This window comes from Dyadobacter frigoris, from assembly GCF_005280585.1.
Lineage (GTDB): Bacteria > Bacteroidota > Bacteroidia > Cytophagales > Spirosomataceae > Dyadobacter > Dyadobacter frigoris.
In genome coordinates, this window is record NZ_SZVO01000008.1 from 24835 (window position 1) to 50159 (window position 25325).

Below are 25325 nucleotides of genomic sequence, written 5' to 3' on the forward strand. Positions count from 1 at the left end.
AAAGGTAAAAAGAATTGAGATGTAAAACAACAGATACTTTTCTAAGTAAAATGTCATTTTGTGGTAAAAAATTGACATTTTTACATTTTTTTAAATCTTCGCTTAAACTTTTTTTGGCAAAGTAATCGCCGATTTCCAGAAATAAGCCAATTCATGAAAATAGGCCAATGAATTTTCCAGATCAGGAGATTTTACCATGTAGCCATTGGCATTGTTACGATAGGAATCTTTGATATCATCAATATGATCAGAAGCACTGACCACAATAATGGGAATCGTCATCAATCGGTTTGCTGCAAAGAAATTTCTGATGGCTGTCAGTATTTGTAATCCGTTATCACGGTTGGGCATGTATAAGTCCAGTAAAACTAATTCAGGCAGAGGCTGTGAATTTTTTAGTAATGTTGATAAAAAAAATAGCGTATTTTCCTCGTCTTCGGTTCTTGTTAATTTAATATTGGGCATACTGTTGTTTAAAACAAATTTCATCAGCTCCCAATGATCATGATTATCCTCAACAATCAAAATCTGTTGTGTAGTAAAATTCTTGCTAAGCGGAACCGGATGGAGTGTTGGATAGTTGCTGAGAAAACAAACGTTGATCGCTTCTGCCAGGTGATTATACTCCTGAATCGATACTGGTTTGGTAATGTAGGCGTTAATTCCCTTGTTGTAAGCCTGTCTGATTAATTCATTGTTGGAAGTAGTGGAAATCATCACCACCGGAATATGACGAAGTGAAAGGTCGGATTTTAGAATGGAAAGAGATTCTATACCACTCATACGGGGCATATTCATATCCATCAAAATCAATGAAAGATCTTTTTCTATATCAGTTTGCGCAATAAGTTCAAGTAATTCCTGCCCATCCATTACCTCTACAATCTCGACGTCCTTTACAATACTTTCAATGGCTTCGCGAATCAGCATCCGGTCGTCATCGTCATCATCTACGAGATAAATAGTCTTGGTATTTTTCATTCCGGTAATCATTTGAAGCGCTTAGTAAATGCCTTTGTTCAGATAAAAGAATTTCGGCAATATTTCCAACTACAGAGAACTTGTGAGGTGAGATTTCTATAAATGAATCAGCTGTCAATTCAGGAATGCCCTGACCAGTTCTGTGTCATTACAAAAGCAATTTCTTTACGCAGTTTTTGATATTCGGATGGTTTGGTCATGTAATAGGACGCCCCGAGCATTTTTGTATCATCAATATCTTTTTGCGAAGAAGAAGTGGAGAGGATAATCACCGGAATATTTTTCAGTGTTGAATCTTTTTTCAATTCGGCCAGGCATTTGCGCCCGTCCATACGCTGCATATTCAAATCGAGAAAGATAAAATCCGGCAAAGGCTCTATCAGGCCTCGCAATTTCATTAGAGCATCTTCGCCGTTGCTGGCTGTCAGGCACTTAGATAATGGATTGATTTCGCTGATTGCCTCACAAAAAAATTCACAATCATCTGCATCATCATCCACAATCATAAATGTTAGTGCATTCGTCATTTTTGATCGGGTTTATGGCAAGTTAAGCAACTTATTCTACAACTATTGGTAAATATCAGTTTTTGTTTGACCTGCTTAATGAATGGAAGAGTTCTGTCAGGGCACCTTTTTGCGGTTGATAATTGATTAATATACCTACTTTTTCCTGAAATTTATTCTGTCTCATATTGGTAAATATGGGAATAAACCTGGGACTGACTTTATAAAACCAGCTGTAAAAAACAAAAATGGGCTTCTTTGACATACATTTTCCTATCTTTATGTTTCCTACAGCCATGGTACCAACCAAAAAAAATAATATCCAGCCATCAGCCACTATACAAAATTTCCCGGTAATAGGCATTGGAGCGTCTGCGGGAGGGCTTGATGCTTTCAAACAATTCCTGAAGGCTATACCTGAAAAGTCCGGAATGGCCTATGTGCTCGTGCAGCATCTGAGCCCGTCACACGAGAGTTTACTTCCGGAAATCCTGGATAAGGTGACAGACATACCTGTTAATGAAATTACGGATGACATTCATTTGGCTCCGGATAATATTTATGTTATTCCGGCCAATAAAATTCTTACGACTTTCGACGGTGTGCTCAAACTTGAACCGCGTGAAAAAATAAAAAAGAATCAGGCGATTGATGTTTTCTTTTCGTCACTGGCGGCTGTGCATAAAGAGCTGGCAGTAGGGATCGTATTGTCGGGAACCGGCTCGGATGGAAGTATGGGCCTGGAAGCCATAAAGGAACACGGCGGAATGACTTTTGCGCAGGATCAGAAATCCGCTGCTTATGGTGAAATGCCGGAAAGTGCTGTTAATGCAGGTGTTGTGGATTTTGTAATGGCTCCCGGAGAAATGCCCGACAAACTCTTACAGATTGCAGTGGTAAGAAAAGAAGAGGCCGATATCGATGAAGAAACCTGGAAAGATGATACTGTTTACAGGCAGGTTTTAGCGTTGCTCCAGCAGCAAAGTAATGTAGACTTTACCTATTATAAGCAGACAACCATTCGGAGGCGCATCGCAAGAAGAATGTTAAATGCCAAAGCTGAAAATATAACGGAATATTTAAAGATTTTGCGTGCCGACAAAACAGAGCAGCAGGCTCTGTTTCAGGATTTATTAATTCCTGTTACCTCTTTCTTTCGTGATCCGCTCACTTTTGATGCCTTATCAGAAAAGGTTTTACCGGTTTTATTTAAAAACAAAGCAGCAGGAGAAGCAATTCGTATATGGGTGGCTGGATGTTCCACGGGACAGGAAGCTTTTACGATGGCCATTTGTCTTTGTGAATTTTTAGGGGATAAGATCAGGGATCAGCGCATTCAGATATTTGCTTCTGATATTTCTGAAATTGCCATTCGTAAGGCCAGGGAAGGGAAATATAGCAAATCAGAAGTACATATGCTTTCGGAAGAAAGGCTGAGAAAATATTTTATAGAAAGTAATGGAGGATATCTGATCAACAAAAGCATAAGGGATATGTGTGTATTTGCCATTCAGAATTTTTTGAAAGACCCTCCCTTTGCCAAAATCGATTTGATAAGCTGCCGGAATGTGCTGATTTATATGAACGGCTTTTTACAGAAAAAGGCACTGAATACGTTTCATTATTCTCTCCAGAAAAACGGATTTTTGATGCTGGGCAAATCAGAAACCCCGGGTGTAGTTTCTGAATCTTTCAGCGTATTTATCAGAAACCTGAAGATTTATACGCGTAAGTCAGTACCAGGCCGCTTTATGCACGTTGCAACCGAACGAAAAGATGAGCAGGTTGTGAAAAAAGATTTAAAAGCAGCAAAAGCAGACATTCCGCTTACAGGATTCAGGAAAACTGCCGAAGCAATTTTACTATCCAAATATACGCCGGCAAGTGTAATTGTAAATGATCAGATGGACATTGTCCACATTCACGGGATCATTACACCTTTTCTGGAACCGTCGCCGGGGAAACCTACATATAATATATTTAAAATGGCCCGTGAAGGATTGGGCTTTGAACTGCGAAATGCGTTATACAAAGCTAAATTTAACAATGCACAGGTCATTAAGGAAGGGATTCCGTCCAAAATTAACGGGAGACAGCAACTGGTAACTATTGACATTATCCCGCTGATCAATACGGTTGAACCTCATTTTCTTGTCGTTTTTGAGAAAACCCCGCTGCCGGAATTATTTCCGGCAGGGCAGGTGCCCGGTTCGGAAGGCACGGCTTCTCAGTTGAAGATTGAACACCTCGAAAATGAACTGGCCCAGACACGGGAAGACATGCGCAGTATTACGGAAGAGCAGGAAGCTGCCAATGAAGAACTTCAAACGGCAAGTGAAGAACTCCAAAGCAGCAGTGAAGAAATGCAAAGCCTGAACGAAGAGCTGGAAACATCAAGAGAAGAGTTGCAGTCGAGCAACGAAGAACTTGTAATTTTGAATCAGGAATTACTGGACAAGCAGGAACAGCTGAGTACGGCCCGCTTATATTCTGAGGCCATTGTTACTACCATCCGGGAGCCGCTTATTATTCTGGATAAGAACCTCCGTGTCAAAACGGCGAATACTTCCTTTTACAAAAAATTCAATTTTAGTGAAAAAGATACGGAGAATAAGCTTTTCTATGAATTGCAGGACAACCAATGGGACGACCAGGTGCTTCGCGCATTGCTTGAAAAAATTCTTCCTGAGAAAACCAGGCTGGAAGATTTTGAAATAATCCTGAACTTTCCTTCGCTTGGGGAAAGGACAATGCTGCTGAACGCCAGACAGATTGTGAATGAAAATACGGCTGAGAAACTGATATTGCTTGCTATTGAGGATATTACCGAAAGGAAAACGACGGAGCTGAATCTCAAAAACTTCTCGGACGAACTGGAAACCAAGGTGAAGGAACGGACTGCCGATCTTGTACAAACCAATATGCAGCTGGAACAATTTGCTCATGCAGCCAGCCATGATTTGCAGGAGCCGCTGCGTAAAATCGTGACTTTTTCAAATCGTTTGCAGGCCAAGCATAAAAATGAATTTTCGGAGGAAGTGAGTTCTTACCTTGAGAAAATCGAAGGCGCATCCACGCGCATGAGCAGGCTTATCCAGGATTTATTGAATTATTCTTATTTAATCAACCACGATATCCTTTTTGCACCAACGGATCTGGATGAAACTTTAAAAGATATCCTGAATGATTTTGAGTTACTGATTGATCAGAAAAAAGCAAAGATAACAAGTGATACACTGCCAATTATTGAAGCTATTCCTTTGCAGATGAACCAGTTGTTTTATAACCTGATCAGTAATGCACTGAAATTTTCTTTGGATGACGTACCTCCGGTGATCCACATTTCCATTCATTCACTTTCTGAAAAAGAAACCAGAAAGCACCCGGGACTTAATAGCAAAATGAAATATTGTGAAATTATTTTTAAGGATAACGGCATCGGTTTTGACCAGAAATATGGTGAGCAGATTTTTACGATTTTTCAGCGCCTCAATCAGCCAGCCAAATATCAGGGAACAGGAATTGGCCTTGCTCTGACTAAAAAGATTATCGAGAATCATCACGGCGAAATTTACGTGGAAGCGAAGGAGCATGTCGGAGCCGCGTTTCATATTATTTTACCGACACAGCAATTCAACACCGTTCAGTTGGATAAATCTTAATTGCAGGGTTTTTATGAAAAGTTAATCTGACCGGAAACTTATGTTTCTGATTTTGTCGTAACTTTATTTCATAAATACCCTCTAATATCAACATCGTGAATAAATCAAATATTTTCGTTCACATTGAACTTTCAAAACTTGTAGCCTGCCTGACTACCAACGTTCTTTTATCCAAAGATTATCTGAAATCTCAGGCGGGTTATTTTAATATCATTCCGGCAAAATATTTTTCAGATGCATTATGTCCCGAATGGGAAAAAATTATTGCGCTTATTAAGCAGAAAGGTCCGAAACTTGATGAAAATGGTAAAGTTGTTATCAATTCTGTAATCAATACCATTAACCAAATGTCGTCCCAGGAATGTGTAGCGGTGGCGATGCGTATTATCAATTTGGGGGAAAAAGTGAGGCTTGAATTCGAATTCCCCTGAATTTTCAATAAAAAAGTCTATACTTGTAGTCCAGAAAAGTGAACGGTTTTTTTACCGTAATTCCGGATAGACAGATTTTAAGCACGACCATGAGAGATTTTGTAAATGAGAAAAAACTTGCAGCCAAAGAAGCGGTAAAACTTCTTTCCGATAATCAGATTGTAGGTTTGGGATCGGGCTCATCGGCTACTTTCGCCATAATGGAAATTGGAGAAAGAGTCAAAAATGGTTTGAAAATACAAGGAGTTCCAACCTCGGATAAATCAAAAGAACTTGCCATATCGCTTAATATTCCGTTGATAGATATCAGCGATGTTGACTCCATAGACATTACCATCGACGGAGCTGATGAATTTACGGCCGATCTTAACCTTATAAAAGGCGGAGGAAGTTTTCTGTTAAAGGAAAAAGTAGTTGCTTCTTTAACAAAACAGGAAATTATCATCGCAGATTCTTCCAAAAAGGTAGAATTGTTAGGGAAATTTACAGTTCCTGTTGAAGTGATTCCTTACGCTTCCGGTTATGTAACCAAACAACTGGAATTGCTAAATGGCATTGGTAAAATCCGGATGACTGGCGACAAACCGCTGATTACCGAAGAAGGCAATTACATCATTGATACAGATTTTGGCCTGATCGCGGATCCTGCGACATTATCAGACAAACTTCATGCGATCACAGGCGTTGTCGAACATGGTTTATTTATAAATCTGGCGAGCGTAGTAATTATGGGAAATGGGGATTCTACTGTGACTTTTTCCTGAAATTCAGTAAGGCGAATCTAATATATCCTTGCCGTCAACAGACAAATTTCTGTTGACGGTAAGGTCTGAATTTAATGAAACCTGTTTAATAGCTATCAGAATTTTTTTTGTATATTTTTCACTCATTCCCGACCGTTATTTTTCTCATTTTAGATATTGTTAAATCTAAAAAAAATGTCAGTAAGAAAAGTACGAACTAATTGATTAATTATAGATTATCATTAAATTGTAAAAAAAACAAGATACTGCGAATCTTTTAAAGTTATGGGAAAAGGTAAAGATCTATTCGGTAAGTACAACGACCTGGCCAGAGAAAATGGCGTAGGAAGTGAAGATTGTCAATACGCCAATGTACTTTTTCAGGCACTTTTGATGGTGGGAGAAAGAAAAGTTTTTGAATTACTGGAAGAAGCTGACGAATCCGGCAAAAAGCTGGCATTGGAATATTCCAACGATCACGGCGGTGAAGAAGCAATTCCCAGCAGTATTGTTTTAGTTTAGTGATTGCGCAAATTTCTTGGTGAAAGCAATTATATCTATGCGTATATAGTATATAGTTATTGTTTTTGTATGTATATCAGTAACTATTATATTATTTCAAAAGTCGGCACGACCTCAAATATTTGAAATTTTAAGTATCTTCGATTTTATAACATTTTCCAGAAATCTTGCCAACAGGACTTCTGGAAAATTCTGTTAGATTTTAACCGAAGATATGAAGTGGTAAGATTTAGGTGCAGTTTTTTTTTGTTATTCGGTGTTTTGCTGATGGCAAGTTCATTCAAGACAAATGATCCGGTTACTTCCTGGATCCGTATTAATCAGCTTGGATATTTACCAATAGGAAGTAAAGTGGCGGTTTGGGCTACTAAAACTGAAATGTTGCCAGCAATATTTCAACTCGTAAATTCTAAAACTTCAAAAGTTATTTTTTCGGGTAAGGTTGGAAAAAGTTTTGGCAAGTATGGACCTTTTAGTCGGCTCTTACGCCTTAATTTTAGCGGCGTAAAAACTGCGGGAAGTTATTATCTAAAATGCGGAGAGGCTATTTCTCCGGTTTTTGAAATCGGAAATGATGTTTATGCCGGTGCAGCTGATTTTGGGCTTCGTTATATGCGGCAGCAAAGAAGTGGCTTTAATCCTTTCCTGAAAGATTCCTGCCATACCACCGATGGTTATACCATGTATGGTCCAATGCCGGATACTACCAGAATCGACGTGTCGGGAGGCTGGCACGATGCTACGGATTACCTGCAATATGCCACTACTTCTGCCAATGCAACTTATCATTTGCTGGCCGCGTATCGTGATTTTCCAGAAGCATTTTCTGATCGGCATCTGACAAACGGGTTGGCCGGGAAAAACGGAACGGCCGATGTACTGGACGAAGCGCGCTGGGGGCTCGACTGGCTTTTAAAGATGCATCCGCGTAAAGACTGGCTCTTCAACCAACTGGCTGATGACCGCGATCATGTGGGTTTCAGATTGCCTACAAAAGATTCTGCAAATTATGGTGTAGGGCCCGGGAAAGGACGCCCTGTTTATTTTGCAACGGGACAACCGCAGGGCTTGGGAAAATATAAAAACAAATCGACAGGAGTGGCTTCCATTGCCGGTAAGTTTGCCAGTGCTTTTGCATTAGGTTCGTCCATTTATCAAAAAACAGATTCGTCATTGGCGCATACGTTGCAGGATAAATCGCTATCAGCTTACCAGCTAGGTCTGGATAAGCCGGGAGTAGCGCAGACGGCTCCAAACCGGAGCCCGTATTTTTATGAAGAAGATAACTGGACCGATGACATGGAATTGGGTTCGGCTGCGTTGTACCAACTGACGGGCGAGAAAAAGTATCTTGACCAATCATTGACTTATAGCACCGAGGAAAAAATTACGCCCTGGATGGGTGCGGATACGGCGAGGCACTACCAGTGGTATCCGTTCCATAATTTTGGTCATTACGAACTGGCAAAAAAAACGGTTGGAAAAAGCAAAACCGAATTAATTGCATACTATCGGGAAGGAATTGAAAAAGTATGGAAGAAAGCTTCTGAAAATGGTTTTTTCAGAGGAATACCCTTTATCTGGTGTTCCAATAACCTGACAACTTCTTTTGCTATTCAGTGTTATCTGTATCGGGAAATAAGTGGCGATAAAAAATATGAAGAGCTTGAACAAGCCTGCTTTGACTGGTTGTTTGGCTGTAATCCATGGGGGAAAAGTATGGTTTACGGTCTGCCGGCCCATGGTGATACGCCCAGGTTTCCTCATTCTTCACTTGCTTTGTTAAACCAATATCCGCTGGACGGAGGTTTAGTTGACGGACCGGTTTATGGAAGTATTTTTAGAAATCTGAAAGGATTAAAATTGGAAAAAGAAGATCAATATGCTGATTTTCAATCGGATTATGTAGTGTATCATGACGATTTTGGAGATTACAGTACCAATGAACCCACGATGGATGGTACAGCTTCTCTTATTTATTTACTCGCTGCGAAACAGCACGAATCGAAATCAGGAAATTCCCGAAAATTACCTGAAAAATCGCATGGAGCAATTATTCGTGGAGATCAGACGAAGAAAAAAATTGCTTTGGTTTTTACCGGCGATGAATATGGCGAGGGTGGTGAGTTTATTTCTGAAACTTTAAAGAAGCAAAATATTAAGGGATCGTTTTTCCTGACCGGAAATTTTTATCGTACGAAGGGATTTCAACCAATAATAGCAAAACTTCAAAAAAACGGAAATTATCTCGGATCGCATTCTGATAAACATTTGCTTTACTGCGACTGGCAAAAACGGGATAGCCTTTTGGTAACGAAAAAGGAATTTGAAACCGATTTGTCAAATTCATTGAACGAGTTGAAAAAACTCAATATTACTAAATCAGAAGCCGGATACTTTTTGCCGCCTTATGAATGGTACAATGATTCTATTGCGGAATGGAGCCGGGAGCTTGGTTTGAAACTCGTTAACTTTTCGCCCGGCACACGCAGCAGTGCAGATTATACTTATCCGGAAATGGGAAAACGTTATGTTGATAGCGAAACTATTTACAAATCCGTTTTTGATTTTGAACAACAATCTGCAACAGGTCTCAATGGCTTTTTGCTGCTCATTCATATCGGGACGGATCCCAGGCGTAAGGACAAATTTTATAATTATTTACCGAAGCTGATTATAGATTTAAAACACCGCGGATATCAGTTTGTGAAAATCGATGAAATGCTTTTATAGCGTTTGGCAGTCAGTTTTCTCCGGATAATAATTATACAGAAAATTGACTGCCAATAATAAATCTGAAAAAACTTATTTTCGATTTTACAAAGATTTTATCACCACATCATCAACATAAAAAATAGTAGGATCAACTGTTTCATCTGCTCCGGCCAAAGGCGGATCATTTGTTTCATTTGGCGTCAGGCGGTTTGGAAGATTCCGATAAGTGCCGGTACGTAATGATAGTCGTTCGATAGATTTGACAGCTTCGGCAAGCTGCGCTTTTTCAAGCACTTTTTTCCCATCTATATATAAAGAATATTGCCCTTTCAAATTTGCTTCCGTCCTAATTTCCAAACTGTACCATTTAGCTTTTTGATACGGCTGAACAATTTTTTCAGTACTTCCGTCCGTTGCTGCAATATTTCCCTTTTCATCAAAGCAAATACGTACTGGACGATTTCCGAACTGGTCGGTTAAGTCAATTTCCAGTTTTCCGGTGTTGGCTGGACCGGCATAAATTTTAAGAGATGTACTCACATTTGTTCCTTCTTCAAAAACACGGATAGCCCTGGCGTAATCATATAAATCTTTGTCCAGAAGCTGAATGGCATTTCCCGTTTTTTCCGGACTTATTGTAATAGAAGGAGTAGCCCACACGGGTGCATAAATATTCCAGTCAGGTATAATTCCACCAATTACCAGCTGGTCGAAATTGTCTGTGACAGCTCCTTTAACAGCATATTTAACAGGAACCGGAATCCGACCGATCCAGATGTCCTCTTTATTCATACTATAACTTAACCACATGTCATTACCAGGCGGATTTCCATTTCCTTCTTCAATACCTCGCATGTAACATGGCCCGAAATCTTTCCACCTCCCGCTGAAACGGCGTGGCGGTAATTCTCCCTGTACCAGAAGCATGTTGTCATAAACAATTCCATCCTCGCCCGTCACTACCACCAGCGGAAAGCGGTATTGGGTTTGTTCAATAGGATTGTAGCTGATCGCGTAGCGGCCGTCTTCTGTTTTTTGTCCCCATTGTTTTCCCCCGGACATCAAAAAAGTAGGTACTTTTACGGGATCAGAAAACGTTTTTCCTTCATCGGACGAAATCGCTGTTAATGATTTTTTCCAAAGCGCTACTACTTTTCCATCTTTCCGGTGATAATAGGATAGAGCGCTCCCGGCTTTCTTGTTATTATAAAATCCGTCGGCTCCACTGTCTTCATCGTGCCATTGAAAAGTCATAAGCTGATCCCTTAAAAGTGCATCACAGGAAGCCACAAACCCGGCATCCGAAGATTTCTTATAAAACGGATAACTGGTATTGGATTCATTCCAGTTTGCATCACTTGTGTAACGGATAAAGTAAATCGGGCCAAAAGTGCCATCTTTATAAACTTCTCTGGCAACCCTGCCAATTCCGCCTTTTTTAAACGGGTCTTCCGTATGTCCATAAAAACCTAAAACCAGTAAACGTCCGTTTGGAGCAACATAAAATCCCATGCGCTGATGCATCATATAACCCTTATAACCATCTGGGATTTTAACACCCGCAGGAGCCTGATAGGGTGGAAATACAACCTGCGGTTTGTTCCAGTTTCTCCCGTCTTTCGAAGTTAAAACCAGGGTTTGTCCTGGCGCTACGTGTTCATCAACGGGATTGCTGAGATAATGCTGGAAAAAAGTACCGTTCCAGTAACAAATATTGGAAGCGTGATTATAAGTCCAGCCTTGTCCGTCGGCATATTCGGGGTGCGTCCGGTTTGCTCGCATGGTTTGCCGGTTTTCAGTTCCGACGGCATAGCGGAGCCGTCCTTCATGAAGGCTTGGGTCAACCGTTTGTCCGCCGACATAACGAACAGGTTCATGCACACTTCCCGTTTGACCAAATATGGAAAAATGGGTCGAAACAAGTAACATCAGCGTTGGGAATAAATATTTCAAGAGGTTCAGATTTAGGATTGAATGATGTTGTTATAAGTACAGCTTTGCGTTTTATTTGGACTATCAACGTTTTCTTTTTCCAATTTTTTGTCTGTTAAACTGGAGAAATCCCCAATATTCCGGAACGTGCATATTAATAACGCCCTGTGGAGACCAGACCCAATTGTATTCCGGCAAAGTTTTTCCGGTTTCAGGGTTTTTCTTGCGGGCATATTTCCCGTTTTCGTCAATTTTGTGTTGCCAGTTAACGCGGGAAAAATTGATACGCCATATCTTTTCAGGTTCAGGCTTCACAAATGCAACATTTTCAGTACTTAAAGATTTAAAAGGAATTGCGATTTCCAGCGTCCAGCGTTTATCCTTATCCGTTCCGTTGTTAACAGTACCCTCAATCGATACTGCGGATCTTAAATTTTTGATGTCCCAGGTGAGCACAGGTTGGCCGCCGTGTTTGTAAGGTTTTGGAAGAAAAAGGTCAAAAGAATTATTCAAAGCATTTATTTCCAGTTCGTAATAATTGTCGGTGTCATTGTCAGGATCAATAAATACTTCAAAATCATTTTCCAGATAAACGATCTGATCTTTTTTATTCTGATAAGCCCAGATGTGTTCTTCATCAATCACGGCCGCTATATAAAGATACTTATTGTCCCAAAGCATTTTTACCTGCGTATTTTGGAGAGGCAAGGGTTTCTTTTCTCCCTCAATATCTACAAATGAAGAAGTCCAGTCTGCCTTTTTCCAAGACTGTTCATCCATTTTACCATCAATGATAATCTCATGGCTGGTTTGGTAGCAAACATAAGTTTTGGGAGGATTAGCTGTTTGGGAAAAAGAACAATCAGGAATAAATAAACTTCCCGTAAGTATAACAACAGAAGTAATTTCTAATTTAAGGTGGTTAAAAAAATGAAACCTGTTTTTTTCGGTGACTAAATTAAAATTTTTCAAGATCAGTAAAAAAGAGTGATTTAAGGCTGGCAATATACCGCCATCAAACCAAAATTGTGAATGGAATTTCAACTTTTTACCTTCCTCATTTTATATATTACATTAAAAGGTTTAAGAATTATAAAGAAGGTGATAATTTCAACACAGGTGCCGGGAAGAGAATATTTGGCCTGATTAACGTGTAAAATTAGTTGCTAGAATTAATTTTACATTAAGTTGGATAAAAGAATCGAATTTTAATTTATTTTTACTCAGATTTAGGTATTTGGAGTTTTTCAAGTAACTTTATGTATACAATTACCCTCACGTTAATGATCATGAATAAGTCAAATATCTTCGTGCATATTGAGCTTTCGAAGCTTGTAGCCGGTCTGACAACAAATGCCAGCCATTTGAAGCAATCGCTAAAATCCCAGGCAGGTTATTTCAATATTATCCCACCTAAATATTTTTCTGAGGCCTTGGGCCAGGAATGGGAGAATATTACTGAGCAGATCAAACAAAAAGGTCCGAAACTTGATCAGGATGGTAAAGTGGTTGTGAACGCAGTGACGAATACCATAGATCAGATGTCAGCTCAGGAATGTGTCGCGCTGGCAACGCGGATTATGAAATTAAACGAAAAAGTAAAACTGGAATTTGAATAATTTTTGAATATTCAAATCATATTTTGTGGATAGTAGTGTCCTAAATATCCCTGACGTCTGCCGGGGATATTTATTTGTGTTTTGGAATTTAATTAATTTGAAATCAGGCTTTACAACGAGCTACTGAATTGCCAGCTGTCCAGGCAAAATAACTTCTGCCTGGACGTTGAACCGGATTTACAGTTTAGTGATCTTTTTATACAAACTCCCAGGCAACTTAATCTTCGCCAAGCTATCCACACTGACCTCAAAGGAATTGAAAACGTCTTTATCCGAACTCAACTCACTGCTGTCTTTTACCAGGATATTTGATTTCCCGATTTTATTCTTTCCATTGATCAACAGATATCCGCCGGAATTAAGTCTCGCTGACAAATTACTGATTGAATTCTCAGTCAGAAGCGTGGATTTTCCTTTTTGATTTAAAATAAAATCCGTTGTTTTCCAGCCTTTTATAATGTTAACTGTATTAGACACATCAACTCCGGATAACTTCGGTGCGCTAATATATATGGCCGGTTTCGAGTCGAAATCGAAATAGCGATCCGCGGCTTCATCAGATATTGCCTTATGCGTTAGTTCCAGGGTATCACCATTTATTTTCCAATCCAGCATTTTTCTGTCAGTGATATAATGGATTTGAAAAGCAGCGCCAGGCTGAATTTGCGTTACACCAACTTGTTTGCCATTGATTTTTACATAACTAAATGGTTTGAGTATTTCTCTTTTATATCCGGAAAACGGATCTTTCTGATCAATTTTCTCAAATTCAGCTTTCAGCACCAGATTTGAACCTGCCACAAAAAGAAGTATTATCGCAAGTAAACCGATAATTAAAATATTACTATGTTTCATGATTTTAAGAGTTATTTGATGACAGGATAGGTGTCTGCAATAAATTTGGTATAACGTTCCGAAACTTCATCCATACTGATGTTAAGCATGTAAAGTGTCCGGAAAAAATCAGGAAGCTCACTTTCCAGAAATCTCTCTTTCCGGTAGGCACGTATCCGTTCATTTGCCTGTTCTTCTGCCGAGTATCCAATGCCTCTTTTTGTAAAAATGATTTCCTTATTTTGCAAAAATTCATAGGCCCGCATGACCGTATTCGGATTTACTTCCATCATGCCCGCCAAATCCCTTACAGACGCAATACGCTGCCCGGCTGGCCATTTTCCAAGCAATATCTGCTCGCAGATATAGTCCGCAATTTGGAGGTAAATGGATTGTTTATCTTTAAATTCCATGTGTCGAATTGTTAAATTTCTTTCTCTTTCAGACGCAGATACGTTATAAACCAAAGGCTTAAAAGAATCAGCGCAGGAAAAATGTATATTAAAAGCTGAAAGTTGTCGGGATAATTCACGAAGAAAAATTTGGAGTCTTTACCAAAATCCCAGAGTTTCCATCCCGCGAAAGGAAATGTAACAACTTTGTCAAAATCACCCGTCATGTTTGTAGCCAGAGTCACCTGGAACATCACAAGTATAAAATAAATTGCGATATCAGCTGCGGCTGATTTAATATAAGAGGCTTTCGTAAAATATATGGAACCAAGAAAAATGGAGCCCTGTATGAGTGCATATGAATAGCAGATATATTGGATCAAATCATTAGGCAAAGGATCGTATTTATGACTATTGGGAGGGAAATTCTCATTTGCATAATTCAAAGTCAAGAAATGCAGTTCCAGAAAAAACAGTAGAAACGGTATTATAAAAAGTAGATTAAGAAATAATGCACTTAGAAATTTTTCTATTGTTGAGGCTGGTATCATAAGTGCTGCCATTCCGGTTGACGGCGAGGCGTATGAAGTAAATACGCTGCTGGTATAAAGGCTGCTTCCCAGAAGTAAAATCATGAAAAGTGCAATGTAATGCAGTGCTTCAAAAATGCCGTTGTACGTACTGGAAGTTGCTACCGGGAGCATCAAAAGTAAAAGTACTACAACAAGCAAAGCAGCCATACCAAGATTGTTTTTCCCTTTTTCGGCTAAATCCAGTTTAAGCATTAAGCCGAAACGGTGAAAGTCAAATGTCTGATTCATAGTATAAAGTATGATAATAAGTGGATCGGAAGAATGGCCGGAAATGTGTATCTGATAAGGAAAAGCAAGAAAGTTATAAGGAAGATGAATACTAGTTTCATAGCCTTTAATTAAAAATTGATTTGATACGGGCAGGATTTTCCATGACAGCATTGAACAATTGTTCCAGGTCAACACGGCTATCCATTTGTTCTGAATTTTCAAAAACGGCGTTGTATCCTCTTAATGAAGGCTCTGAATATATAACTCGCTGATCGTAATCAACATTTGATAAGGTTCCAAAACAAAGTCGTTCGGCCACCACATCCAGACTATGCTGTATCAAAATTTTACTATCTTCTATAATGATGATTGAATCGATCAGGTTGTCAAGATCTCTTACCTGATGTGTGGATATCAGGATAAGCCGTTCAGCATCGAGCACATTGGAAACTACTTTTCTGAACTGGCTTTTTGATGGAATATCGAGTCCGTTCGTGGGCTCGTCCATGATCAGCACTTTTGTATTGGTAGCAAGTGCAAAGGCGATCAATACTTTTTTCTTCTGTCCATATGACATACCCGTAAGTTTATTCCCTTCCGGAATATCAAACTCGGCGATGTAACCCATAAACTGATTTTTATCGAATTTTGGATAAAATGGCGATAACGTTTCCAGATATTTCTCCATTGTCACTGACGGAAGATAAATTTCTTCCGGAAGGAAAAAAATATCCTGTAAAAATGCCGGTTCACGTTTTCTTGGTTCTCGCCCCGAAACTTCGATGGTTCCTTCCAAAGGAAAAAGCAGTCCCGCCATATTACGGAGTAAACTTGATTTCCCGGCACCGTTTTTTCCGAGTAACCCATAAATATGTCCCGGATGGAGTTTTAGTGAAAGATCTGTAAATAACTTTTTTTGTTTACTGTATCCAAAGGAAACGTGGTCGAGATTAATCATGGCTTGATTATTTAGTGTTATAGTTAAGTAATACACTAACGAAGATAATGTGTTAAATTTGTATTGTCAATATGAGCGACGTTATTTTTTGTTAAAAAAATTAATTGTTCAACAAATTTTTCTTTCGGTTAGAATAAAATTGATTTGGATGAGTTATTAACGCGTGTACTTTTGTGAAAAATAAGCCACAGGATGTTTCCTGATGCTTTTTTGATAAAACCACTATCTTTTTTAGTTTTCCAGGTTACCCTTTCGAAATGAATTATTTTTCAGCGTTATTTTTGAATTCAAGTAAGAGAAATTTTAAAGTTGGTATCATTTTTTTCCTGTTCCCGCTGTGCTTTAATCCTGTTAAGGGTCAGGCTCCATATGATTTCAGCAAACTGATTGATTTGTCTAATGGCCTGAATGCTGCAAGATTAAAAGTTGAGAAGGATACCAGCTGGCATAAAATGGAGCTGGGAGCCAACTTTAATCAGGGAAGTTTTAGTCCGCAATGGACTGGTGGCGGGGTAAGTTCCATAGGAATTGGTGTACTTTTCAATGCACTTTTTGAGAAGAAAAAAGGAAAAAATTCCTGGCGGAATGATCTTCAAACGCAATATGGTTTTGCCAAAAACGAAGGGCAGGGGAGCCGGAAAAATATGGACCGGATCTTTTTTGATACAAAATATAACCGGGACGTAAGTTCTAAGTGTGCGCTATTTGCCAATATTAATTTCCAGTCACAGTTTGCCGGCGGATTTGACTATTCCTTGAATGCGGATTCTGTTATGATCAAACGAAAAGTTTCCAGATTTGCTGCACCGGCTTATTTCACGCAGTCGATTGGAATGGAATACAAACCGGTGGATTATTTTTTCCTGGATTTCGCGCCGGGAGCATTCCGGCAGACTTTTGTCTGGGATAAAAATTTGTATGTAAACACTCCGAACCAGAACAACTATGGTGTAGCGATCGGAAGACGCATTCACTATGAGTTAGCCCTGATGCAGATTGTAGCGAACTATAACAAGGATATCGCCAAACAGATGAATCTGAAATTTCGCTATCAGCTATATTCCAGCCTTGCTGACCCGTCCAAAATAGACAGTCGCCTGGATGCTTCGCTGACAGCAAAACTGAACAAATACATGAATGTCAATTTAAGTGCTATTCTGGTTTATAATGAAGACCAAAGCGCCAACATTCAGTTGGCACAGGGATTGAATATCGGTTTTTTATATTCGTTTTGAAAGGCGGTTCTTTTGGGAATTCTTAGAATTTGTCGGTATTTAAAACTTATAATATTTCAGATACTGATAATAAAACCCGATTCCTTTTTTATAATCCTCAGCATTGATCCGCTCATTAACACCATGAAAACCTTCCGGATCTGTGAATGGGATGAACCTGAAAATTTGTTGTGTTAATTCACTGAAAGACTTGCTGTCCGTAGCACCTAAAACGAGATAAGGTGTAACAATCAGTTTGCTGTCCCAGCCGTTTATGGTGTTCTGCATGTGCGTAAAACTAGCGTGATTTACGTCTGCAACTTGTTTTGGATTTGAGCCAACAGGTCTTGCCGTTATTTCCACTTTGTCATTTCCAATTACTTTTTTCACATAGGCAATCACGTCTTCCCGGGTCGTGCCTGGCTGAGTCCGGAAATTCACAGTAGCATTGGCCTGGCCGGGAACCACATTATCCTTGATTCCAGCTTTTAAAATAGTTGTAGCCGTAGTCGTTCTGATCATCGCATTTCCAGCCGCAGAATTTTTATAAGCATTGAATATCAAAGGCTTGAAAATAGACCTGTTCGCCATGGCCATTTTGTTGACAAAGGACATTTCAGGGCCAACGTAATCAAGAAAGGAATTGAGCACATAACCCATTTCCTCAGGGAATGGATTATCTTTCAGTTTAACCACCGCTTTTGCCAACTCATCTATGGCCGTTTCTTTTTCAGGCATCGACGAATGGCCGCCTGGAATATTGATCTGCAAATCCAGCGTAACATAACCTTTTTCAGCAATACCTACTATGGCAGCTGGTCTGGTTAGTCCGGGTATTTTAGTTTTCGTTATAATTCCGCCTTCGTCAACCACAACACCCGGCTTTATATTTCGTGCTTTAAAAAGATCGGCAATCGCTCGGGCTCCTTTTCCACCAACTTCCTCGTCGTGACCCATGGCGATATAAATGTCATTTTCGGGTACAAATCCTTCACGCATCAATGCTTCAACGCCTTCCAAAAGTGCCATTAAACTTCCTTTGTCATCAATAGTTCCTCTGCCATATACAAAGCCATTTTTTAGCGTGCCGGCGAAAGGTGCGGCATCCCATTTTTTTATCGTTACCTCCTCAATCGGTACCACGTCCTGGTGCGCCATCATTACCAACGGACTTCCTGCAGACGATTTTCCTTTCCAATGTAACAAAAGACTGTATTTAAGGACTTTTTCGACTGTTACGGTTTTAAAAATAGTTGGAAAAGATTTCATCAGAAATGTATGAAAACCAAGAAAGGCACTGCTGTCCAGTTTGCTTGAATCTTCGAAGGAAACTGTCTGATAAGTGATGGCCTGCTGTAATCTGGATACGGAAGAATCAGAGGCTGCAAAAGACGGCTTTTCCGGTGCGGAAAGCTGTTTGCTTTTGAATGTAAAAGTATTGAAAAGAATAAAGGCAATAAATAATAAAACAGCAATACCAAGGAACAGGAGTACTTTCTTCATGATGACGCCAGAAAATAGTTGATTTCACCTTAAGTTGATATTTTTATTTTAAATCACCTAATGCTTTTTGGCTAAATCGGTCTAAAATGTTGAAGGAGATTACTCTTTATTATTTTTATTTATTGAAAATCAGTCATTTAACGGTTGTTATTGTCTGTCCAAAAAGTTTGAAGTCTGATTTATTTTTGGAATTTCAGATTGGTAAAAAAGAAGATTTTAATGAAATTTTTGAAATGAAAAATGTAGTTTTAATAAAATAAAGAAATGTAATTTTTAAAACTTTACCTGCTATACGCACGATAAAACGAGACTTCTTACAAAGCTAAATCTGTGTTCCATTCAGATATTTGTAAACAAAAGTTTTATTCGTTTCCAGATTTCTTAATAGCATAATTCCCGAAAAAGTATCCGGATTGACAACAGTTACTTCACTATTTGTGGTGTATTCAGCCAGATAAAAGGTCGTTGTTTTGGCTATTTTTATGTTGATATATTTGGCAAATCCGAGAAAATGTGCGTCGGTAATGACGATCCCCGTTTTGATATTTTTGAGCTGCGGGATTAATGGAATAAGAAGGGTTTCCATTGAATCATTTTTAACTTGTTGTTTTGATTTATCCCATTCCGGCGTCCAGGTTATCACTAACGTATCTCCGAACGGCTGAATTAGTGTGGATTGGTATCCTCTTTCAGAAAATAATTTCGCAAGCGCTGTTATGTCTGTTTCATTGGGTTCTTGTGGAGAAACATCTTTTTTGCATCCATTTAAAAGAAATATTAGCCCCAGCATTAAAGCAGGCAAATATCTAAACGCACTGGAAGTAATATTTCTCATCCCGGTATTATAATAAGAATAATTATAATACGAATAACAGGAATTTTTCTTTTAGGACAACATTAAATTTTCGATTTTGAAAGTGAACTTGCCGATGCCTGGTCAAGATAAAAAGTACAATCCGGATGAATTTGCAAAATGCTGGCAGGGAACAAATTACTGATCTCATTTTCCAGACTGTTTTTTACTGCAACAGCTTTTCGCTGATCGGGAACAGAGCAAATGATATGTTTTGATTTCATGATTTGTCTGACCGACATGCTGATTGCCTGCTTTGGAACATCATCCAGCGCAGCAAACCAGCCTTCATTCATTTGCTGCCTGCGGCAAGGTTCATCGAGATTTACGATCAGGTAAGGTTTTTCAGTATCAAAATCTGCCGGCGGATCGTTGAACGCAAGATGGCCGTTTTCTCCGACTCCTACAAGTGCAACATCAATCGGGTGTGCAAAAATTAGCCCATCAAGTCTTATAGTTTCTGTCTCTGCATCCTCTTCGCCATTAATTAGAAAAGCATCTTTTAAGGCAGGCACGTTGGCCAGAAAACGCTCATTCAGATATTTTCTGAAACTTGCCGGATGTGTGATTTCCATACCAATATATTCATCCAGATGAAACATCGTAACCTTTGACCAGTCAATTCCTTGCTCTGTGATGAGTTGATTTAAAGTCTGAAACTGACTTGTGCCGGTTGCTAAAATAACGTTGGAAAATCCTTTTTCAGCAATGGCCAGACGAATAAGTTCAGCAGCATGTTTTCCAGCCTTATATCCAAGTTCAGGATTTGTTTCGGAGACGACGATTTTCATGAGTTATTTTAAAGAGATTCGAGAGGTCAAAGATTAATATCATTTCATTGGGATTTTACTTTTGTGTTGCCGCCCGCAGTTAGCGAAATATCAACAGGTTTATTTGTTTTCCATGATCCTGATGTGAAATCCGGAATATCGATAGGAGCGGAGCGGTTAGCCACCGACCATTCAGTAAGTGGTGAAATGACGCTCCATGAAGCTGCATCGTACACATCCTGATCCAGTGCGAGGCCGTTTCTCAGACAATCGATTAACCGCCAGTCCATCAGGAAATCCATGCCTCCATGGCCTCCGACTTTTTGAGCAAGTTCACCGATTCTTTTAACAATTTCAGGTTCATATTTCTTTTCAAGTGCCTTATATTCTTCTTCCGAAAACCATTCATGCCCTTGCGATATGCGGCCAGGAAGCGGATATTTCTGCGCCGCACCTTTTGTTCCGCTGATTAGGTGTATGCGGGAATAAGGCCTGGGCGAACTTACATCATGCTGTATCATGATCGTTTTTCCTTTATGCGTGCGGATCGTTGTTGTATTCATGTTTCCACGGAAAGATTTTCCTGCAAATTCCTTAAAATCCGGATCCTCCTTAGCCAGTTTATATGCTCTTTCGGCAAGCATAAAATCATTACTGGCCATAGAAACCAGATAATCCATTTTATCGCCGCGGTTTATATCCAAAACCTGAGCGACCGGTCCAAGTCCATGCGTTGGATAAAGGTTTCCGTTTCGCTCATTTTCCCGCAAACGCCATAAATTATAACGAGTGGTTTTATCAAAAAAGGAATCGTAAATGTCATGAATGTATGCACCTTCGACATGGACTATTTCACCAAAAAATCCCTGACGGGCCATGTTCAAAGTCAGTAATTCGAAAAAATCGTAACAACAGTTTTCCAGCATCATACAATGCTTTTTGGTACGCTCGGAAGTCTCAACCAGTTTCCAGCATTCATCCACTGTAATGGCAACTGGAATTTCGCAGGCAACATGTTTTCCATGTTCCATCGCGTAAAGTGCCATGCTGGCGTGCAGATTCCATGGCGTGCAGATGTAAATCAGATCAATATCATCCCGCTCACATACCTTTTTCCATGCATCTTCACTTCCCGAATAAATGGTCGGATTGTGACCGGTTCCTTCAAATTTCTTTTTGGCATTATCAGCTTTTTCCGGACGGATATCACAAAGCGCTTTTACTTCCACATTTTCCAAAAAAACAATACGCTGAATAGCGCCGCCGCCCCTGTTTCCAAGACCGATATAACCGATCCGGACGGTATCGATTTTTGGCGCAGCATAACCACTCATGTTGAATTTCTGCTTGTGCGGATTGGTAGATGTTTGCCGGATCTTAGAATGATCAGATCCTTTTTTCTCCAACGCATGACTTGGCTCCAAACCGGCGCCAACCAACCCGAAACTTCCTAATCCTGTCAGTTTTAAAAATTTCCGTTTGTCCATTGTCCAGGTCGTTAAAAGTGGGTTTAGTTGTTTATACAAGAATACTATAAAAACACTATTTAAGTACTAGACAAAGGGATCAAATTATCCTGAATTTTGATTAAGGCAACCCGTCCGACGGCTTTTTTCGCCGTCGGACGGATAAAAAAGAAAACGAAAAAAATATTTCCCAATCGGCAAGTGGCATATTAAAGAAGGCATTCCATGTTTTTTTCTCAATCAAAATATCGCTTGGTTAATTACGATTTCCGGAACAATATCTGTAAATCCTGTAATCGGCATCCCCACTTTTGCTATGGTTTGCAACACAGCATTTTGAGGTGCCGAAGGTTTTTCTACCCTGGCTTTTGCCCAATCCGCACCAACAGGATTAACATGCACGATCACTACGGGTAACCCTGCCGGCCTGAAGGCATTTACCAGAATGGCAGCCTTGGCCAGTACATCTTTTACGGGGTGCACTGTATCTTTCGCAATCCACTTTTGCAGGTCTATCAAAACAAGAGCAGTATATTTATCAATTTCCGTAATCATCACTTTTTGATTTAATAGCTTCAATTTTACTCGAAAATCCTACATCAAATGATAAGTAACCGAAGTATAGTAAAAACCGCCAATTGAAGGCCCGCCCAGAAAAGAATTGTAATAATGATTGGTAAGATTACTTGCGCCGATTTTTAGATTAAGTCTTGATTTGACAAAATCATAATTCACATGTGCATCCATTGTTACGTATGCGGCAACATTGCCATTAACCAGAAAAGATTGCCAGTAATATTTATTTTGCCATTTGTAAGTTGCATTAAAACCGAAATTGCCGATTACGTGATTACCGCCAAAAGACACATTGGTGATCCATTTTGGCGTATTAAAACCATCTTCCAAAGCATCGTCATGGGATTTACGATGCAGTTTGGCATAGGAAGCATTGGCTGAAAAAGTGTACTTGTGAAGAAATCTGTAAGATAAACCCAGGCTTCCCCCAAAATTATACACCGTACTTTCAGAATTGGTCCACATCCGGTAGCGGTTTTGTTTCGTCTTATCATTCAGATAATAAGGTATGGAATCCTGTTTTGTGATATTGGGAACGTTGGCCTCAACCTGTGCAATAAAGTGATCGTATTTATTGTAATAAAAATCAAGATCCACGCCCAGTTGACCGTTAAAGAAAAGTGATTTGTAACCGGTTTCAAAAGAGTTGATATGTTCTGGCAGAAGATAGGTATATTGATTTTTGATCAGCAAACCCTTTTCTTTTTCAATAGCCGTATTGGTCGGGATTCCCTGGTTAAAGTCATTTTTAACAGCCGCCTGAAAAGCATCGATAGAAGTTCGCAAATAAGCATTTTCAAAAATTCCGTCTGACATAACCCGTAAGCCGCCGATACGCTTTACCCCGCCACTGTTAACATTGGAAAATGCTTCAAAAATACTTGGAAAACGGTAACCACTCTGGTAAGAAAACCGGAAGTTTTGTTCAGCAACCGGAGAATAAACCATCGTAAAACGAGGATTCAGTTTTAGGTTAAAGTGGTCATTTTTATCAGCTCTGAGTGTCGCGGAAAGTTTAATCTTATCATTGAAAAGCATTTTGCCGGCCTGAATAAATCCACCCGTTTTGCTGTAAGTGAAATTTTCAAACTCGTGATCTTTAACATAATTGACAAAATAATTTCCATCCGGATGAATCAGATAAGTACGATGATCAAACCCGGCCAATAACTCAATTCCCGTTTTTTCTTTAAATCCGGATGGGAGCAAATTGGAAAGATCAGCCTGGCCTTCTATATGAAATAAATCGTCCTTTACCCTTAATGCGGAGCCTTTATCCCAGTTATTGATATTTGATAACTCATTTAATTTATTTTCAAAAGCAGGTGTTCCCGGTTGATACCGGCCTGCATCCGCCGTTTGCCTGGCTTGCTGTAAGGCCTGGATTACGGTTGATCCCGAACCAGTTGCCGCGTTGAAACCTTTGGTGAAATCACTATACCAGAGATCATCACTTTTGAAATTCCGGTCCTGGTTTTCTGCGGCTGAGCGCAGGTTGTAGGAGTGCCCGGTATTTTCCCTTGTCCAATACGCACGAACCTGAAAATTTAAATTTCTGAATTCAACCGCATGTTGCTGCAACACATAATCTTTAAGCCTGAAACGATTAGCGCGCTGGTAAATATTATCCAGGTCAGCAAAGCGGTATGTGTTAGTTAGCCGGGAGCCTTCATTGATTTTGTATACAATTCCAACGTCCGCTTTTATGTTTTGAAGGTTGTAGCTGGTCACATCTTTTTCTGCATAACCCGTTCTGGCAACGGAATATTGTTTTCCCTGTAAAGTGATTGTTTTTCTGTCCGATGATTCATTTCCATAACCATTTACAGGATCAAATCCCGGATTTTGAGATCCACCCGGAATGCCCAGTTTAGCATTAGCCGAAGCATTCAGGTCTGTTTGATTACTTGCGATCCAGTCGTAACCTTTGGTAAATGTCGCATTGACTTTGAAGGCGAGCTTGGGCGCGAGTACTTGCGCTATCCGAAGACTGGTTTCTGAAAATAATTTGGCCGGACTTTGAGAATCGTTCACATGATTGATGCCAGTTTTTTGTTGGAAACTGATTCCCTGACTTCTAAAAGGATCTTTGGTGATAAAATTCGCAAGTCCGTTCAGCGCATTCAAACCGTAGAGCGCTGAGGCAGTTCCTGGAATAATTTCCACACTTTCAATATCAAGATCACTTGGCCCCATAGCATTTCCGATTGGCGCTCCAAGATGAGGCGCCATGTTATCGACACCGTCGACTAGCTGTGTAAAACGGACGTTTGTAGTATTGGCAAAACCGCGGGTATTGATAATCCTGAAACCCAGACTGGGTGTAATTAACTGGACACCTTTTACATTTTCAAGCGCATCGAAAAACGAAGGTGCGGAAGACAGCCTGAAAGCTGCATTGCCCACTTTTTCAATACTGACTGGCGAGCGTAAAATGCTCTCGCTCATCCTGGAGGCGGTAACAACGATTTCTTCCAAAACTTTTTCACCGGCTATGGTTGTATCGGCTTTGGCCGACGGTATAGCATTTTTTGAAACCCCGGATTTATTTTGTGCGTATATTGATGATGAAAAGATAAGAAAACTGTAAAGTATAAATTTTTGCATACCGATTTCGTTATATTTTCAAATACATATCGAAGATGATAAATTTTTGGATAATAAATTATAAAATTCAAAATATTACCGTCAGCAACGTTTATTCTGAACATATTTTACCGTAAAATAAATTGAGCAAATAAATTGGTTAATTTGTAAAATTAATTCTATTCTTAATTAGGTATTTTATTGGAAAAGTGAAATCTTGCTATCCTGACATCAGGTAGGTGGATTTAGTACGGAGGTT

General features: G+C 39.6%; 22 protein-coding genes. 8 read left to right on the forward strand and 14 right to left on the reverse strand.

Features of this window, described 5'->3' with window-relative positions:
* Positions 1–102: 102 nt before the first annotated feature.
* Positions 103–981: a response regulator gene (locus FDK13_RS17330; RefSeq protein ID WP_170982828.1), complete on the reverse strand. Its 879-nt coding sequence runs from the start codon at positions 979–981 to the stop codon at positions 103–105.
* A gap of 119 nt (positions 982–1100) precedes the next feature.
* The gene (locus FDK13_RS17335) at positions 1101–1508 is read right to left on the reverse strand and encodes a response regulator (RefSeq protein ID WP_137341277.1); all 408 of its coding nucleotides are present in this window, start codon (positions 1506–1508) and stop codon (positions 1101–1103) included.
* A gap of 275 nt (positions 1509–1783) precedes the next feature.
* Between FDK13_RS17335 and FDK13_RS17340 the strand changes: the two genes are divergently transcribed.
* The 5 genes from FDK13_RS17340 to FDK13_RS17360 all read left to right on the forward strand — a co-directional run bounded on the left by FDK13_RS17340 (position 1784) and on the right by FDK13_RS17360 (position 9578).
* The gene (locus FDK13_RS17340; RefSeq protein WP_170982829.1) at positions 1784–5149 is read left to right on the forward strand and encodes a chemotaxis protein CheB; all 3366 of its coding nucleotides are present in this window, start codon (positions 1784–1786) and stop codon (positions 5147–5149) included.
* 95 nt (positions 5150–5244) lie between these two features.
* A complete protein-coding gene (locus FDK13_RS17345; protein WP_137341279.1) occupies positions 5245–5580 on the forward strand; it encodes a hypothetical protein in 336 nt (111 codons plus the stop codon).
* Positions 5581–5669: 89 nt separating this feature from the next.
* Positions 5670–6344 carry a ribose-5-phosphate isomerase RpiA gene (gene rpiA, locus FDK13_RS17350; protein WP_137341280.1) on the forward strand — a complete coding sequence of 225 codons (675 nt, stop codon included), beginning with the start codon at positions 5670–5672 and terminating at the stop codon, positions 6342–6344.
* Positions 6345–6608: 264 nt separating this feature from the next.
* A complete protein-coding gene (locus tag FDK13_RS17355; RefSeq protein WP_137341281.1) occupies positions 6609–6845 on the forward strand; it encodes a hypothetical protein in 237 nt (78 codons plus the stop codon).
* A gap of 267 nt (positions 6846–7112) precedes the next feature.
* Complete coding sequence (locus FDK13_RS17360) at positions 7113–9578, forward strand: bifunctional glycoside hydrolase family 9 protein/polysaccharide deacetylase (protein WP_137341282.1); 2466 nt, start codon at positions 7113–7115, stop codon at positions 9576–9578.
* An 84-nt stretch (positions 9579–9662) separates the two neighbouring features.
* Here the strand turns inward: FDK13_RS17360 and FDK13_RS17365 are convergent, their stop codons facing one another.
* Both FDK13_RS17365 and FDK13_RS17370 read right to left on the reverse strand, forming a co-directional pair.
* Positions 9663–11513: a hypothetical protein gene (locus FDK13_RS17365; protein WP_229216083.1), complete on the reverse strand. Its 1851-nt coding sequence runs from the start codon at positions 11511–11513 to the stop codon at positions 9663–9665.
* Positions 11514–11576: 63 nt separating this feature from the next.
* Positions 11577–12272 (reverse strand): carbohydrate-binding family 9-like protein, encoded by a 696-nt coding sequence (locus tag FDK13_RS17370; RefSeq protein WP_229216084.1) that lies wholly within the window; start codon positions 12270–12272, stop codon positions 11577–11579.
* Between the two features lie 509 nt (positions 12273–12781).
* Here FDK13_RS17370 and FDK13_RS17375 point away from each other — a divergent pair.
* Entirely contained in the window at positions 12782–13111 is a 330-nt protein-coding gene (locus FDK13_RS17375; protein ID WP_229216085.1) for a hypothetical protein, read from the forward strand.
* A 177-nt stretch (positions 13112–13288) separates the two neighbouring features.
* Here FDK13_RS17375 and FDK13_RS17380 read toward each other — a convergent pair whose 3' ends face one another.
* The 4 genes from FDK13_RS17380 to FDK13_RS17395 form a co-directional block, all read right to left on the reverse strand.
* Positions 13289–13966 (reverse strand): hypothetical protein, encoded by a 678-nt coding sequence (locus tag FDK13_RS17380; RefSeq protein WP_137341284.1) that lies wholly within the window; start codon positions 13964–13966, stop codon positions 13289–13291.
* Between the two features lie 11 nt (positions 13967–13977).
* Positions 13978–14358, reverse strand: coding sequence for a GntR family transcriptional regulator (locus FDK13_RS17385; protein WP_137341285.1), 381 nt, complete (start codon positions 14356–14358; stop codon positions 13978–13980).
* A gap of 11 nt (positions 14359–14369) precedes the next feature.
* Positions 14370–15158 carry a hypothetical protein gene (locus FDK13_RS17390; protein WP_137341286.1) on the reverse strand — a complete coding sequence of 263 codons (789 nt, stop codon included), beginning with the start codon at positions 15156–15158 and terminating at the stop codon, positions 14370–14372.
* Between the two features lie 106 nt (positions 15159–15264).
* Positions 15265–16098: an ATP-binding cassette domain-containing protein gene (locus FDK13_RS17395; protein ID WP_137341287.1), complete on the reverse strand. Its 834-nt coding sequence runs from the start codon at positions 16096–16098 to the stop codon at positions 15265–15267.
* A gap of 257 nt (positions 16099–16355) precedes the next feature.
* On the opposite strand from FDK13_RS17395, the gene FDK13_RS17400 reads away from it, so the two are divergent.
* On the forward strand, positions 16356–17333 hold the full coding sequence (locus FDK13_RS17400) for a DUF3078 domain-containing protein (RefSeq protein ID WP_137341288.1): 978 nt from the start codon (positions 16356–16358) through the stop codon (positions 17331–17333).
* Between the two features lie 39 nt (positions 17334–17372).
* Here the strand turns inward: FDK13_RS17400 and FDK13_RS17405 are convergent, their stop codons facing one another.
* Positions 17373–18815 carry a M20 family peptidase gene (locus tag FDK13_RS17405; RefSeq protein WP_137341289.1) on the reverse strand — a complete coding sequence of 481 codons (1443 nt, stop codon included), beginning with the start codon at positions 18813–18815 and terminating at the stop codon, positions 17373–17375.
* Between the two features lie 86 nt (positions 18816–18901).
* Between FDK13_RS17405 and FDK13_RS35455 the strand changes: the two genes are divergently transcribed.
* The gene (locus FDK13_RS35455; protein WP_170982830.1) at positions 18902–19075 is read left to right on the forward strand and encodes a hypothetical protein; all 174 of its coding nucleotides are present in this window, start codon (positions 18902–18904) and stop codon (positions 19073–19075) included.
* A 62-nt stretch (positions 19076–19137) separates the two neighbouring features.
* Here the strand turns inward: FDK13_RS35455 and FDK13_RS17410 are convergent, their stop codons facing one another.
* From FDK13_RS17410 to FDK13_RS17430, 5 genes are all read right to left on the reverse strand, one after another.
* Entirely contained in the window at positions 19138–19650 is a 513-nt protein-coding gene (locus tag FDK13_RS17410; RefSeq protein ID WP_137341290.1) for a hypothetical protein, read from the reverse strand.
* A gap of 62 nt (positions 19651–19712) precedes the next feature.
* Positions 19713–20459, reverse strand: a complete 747-nt coding sequence (locus tag FDK13_RS17415) for a glucosamine-6-phosphate deaminase (RefSeq protein WP_137341291.1) — start codon at positions 20457–20459, stop codon at positions 19713–19715.
* Between the two features lie 44 nt (positions 20460–20503).
* Positions 20504–21925 (reverse strand): Gfo/Idh/MocA family protein, encoded by a 1422-nt coding sequence (locus FDK13_RS17420; protein WP_137341292.1) that lies wholly within the window; start codon positions 21923–21925, stop codon positions 20504–20506.
* Between the two features lie 219 nt (positions 21926–22144).
* Complete coding sequence (locus tag FDK13_RS17425; protein WP_137341293.1) at positions 22145–22459, reverse strand: cysteine hydrolase family protein; 315 nt, start codon at positions 22457–22459, stop codon at positions 22145–22147.
* A 39-nt stretch (positions 22460–22498) separates the two neighbouring features.
* The gene (locus tag FDK13_RS17430) at positions 22499–25087 is read right to left on the reverse strand and encodes a TonB-dependent receptor (RefSeq protein WP_137341294.1); all 2589 of its coding nucleotides are present in this window, start codon (positions 25085–25087) and stop codon (positions 22499–22501) included.
* Positions 25088–25325 lie beyond the last annotated feature (238 nt).

Excerpts from the sequence above, each read along its gene's own strand:
- FDK13_RS17355 (WP_137341281.1), top strand. The coding sequence starts at position 6,609 with ATGGGAAAAGGTAAAGATCTATTCGGTAAGTACAACGACCTGGCCAGA.
- FDK13_RS17385 (WP_137341285.1), bottom strand. The coding sequence starts at position 14,358 with ATGGAATTTAAAGATAAACAATCCATTTACCTCCAAATTGCGGACTAT.
- FDK13_RS17330 (WP_170982828.1), bottom strand. The coding sequence starts at position 981 with ATGAAAAATACCAAGACTATTTATCTCGTAGATGATGACGATGACGAC.
- FDK13_RS17335 (WP_137341277.1), bottom strand. The coding sequence starts at position 1,508 with ATGACGAATGCACTAACATTTATGATTGTGGATGATGATGCAGATGAT.
- FDK13_RS17425 (WP_137341293.1), bottom strand. The coding sequence starts at position 22,459 with ATGATTACGGAAATTGATAAATATACTGCTCTTGTTTTGATAGACCTG.
- FDK13_RS17375 (WP_229216085.1), top strand. The coding sequence starts at position 12,782 with ATGAATAAGTCAAATATCTTCGTGCATATTGAGCTTTCGAAGCTTGTA.
- rpiA (WP_137341280.1), top strand. The coding sequence starts at position 5,670 with ATGAGAGATTTTGTAAATGAGAAAAAACTTGCAGCCAAAGAAGCGGTA.
- FDK13_RS17420 (WP_137341292.1), bottom strand. The coding sequence starts at position 21,925 with ATGGACAAACGGAAATTTTTAAAACTGACAGGATTAGGAAGTTTCGGG.
- FDK13_RS17380 (WP_137341284.1), bottom strand. The coding sequence starts at position 13,966 with ATGAAACATAGTAATATTTTAATTATCGGTTTACTTGCGATAATACTT.
- FDK13_RS17430 (WP_137341294.1), bottom strand. The coding sequence starts at position 25,087 with ATGCAAAAATTTATACTTTACAGTTTTCTTATCTTTTCATCATCAATA.
- FDK13_RS17360 (WP_137341282.1), top strand. The coding sequence starts at position 7,113 with ATGGCAAGTTCATTCAAGACAAATGATCCGGTTACTTCCTGGATCCGT.
- FDK13_RS17370 (WP_229216084.1), bottom strand. The coding sequence starts at position 12,272 with ATGGATGAACAGTCTTGGAAAAAGGCAGACTGGACTTCTTCATTTGTA.
- FDK13_RS17410 (WP_137341290.1), bottom strand. The coding sequence starts at position 19,650 with ATGAGAAATATTACTTCCAGTGCGTTTAGATATTTGCCTGCTTTAATG.
- FDK13_RS17340 (WP_170982829.1), top strand. The coding sequence starts at position 1,784 with ATGGTACCAACCAAAAAAAATAATATCCAGCCATCAGCCACTATACAA.
- FDK13_RS35455 (WP_170982830.1), top strand. The coding sequence starts at position 18,902 with ATGTTGAAGGAGATTACTCTTTATTATTTTTATTTATTGAAAATCAGT.
- FDK13_RS17390 (WP_137341286.1), bottom strand. The coding sequence starts at position 15,158 with ATGAATCAGACATTTGACTTTCACCGTTTCGGCTTAATGCTTAAACTG.
- FDK13_RS17400 (WP_137341288.1), top strand. The coding sequence starts at position 16,356 with ATGAATTATTTTTCAGCGTTATTTTTGAATTCAAGTAAGAGAAATTTT.
- FDK13_RS17415 (WP_137341291.1), bottom strand. The coding sequence starts at position 20,459 with ATGAAAATCGTCGTCTCCGAAACAAATCCTGAACTTGGATATAAGGCT.
- FDK13_RS17395 (WP_137341287.1), bottom strand. The coding sequence starts at position 16,098 with ATGATTAATCTCGACCACGTTTCCTTTGGATACAGTAAACAAAAAAAG.
- FDK13_RS17405 (WP_137341289.1), bottom strand. The coding sequence starts at position 18,815 with ATGAAGAAAGTACTCCTGTTCCTTGGTATTGCTGTTTTATTATTTATT.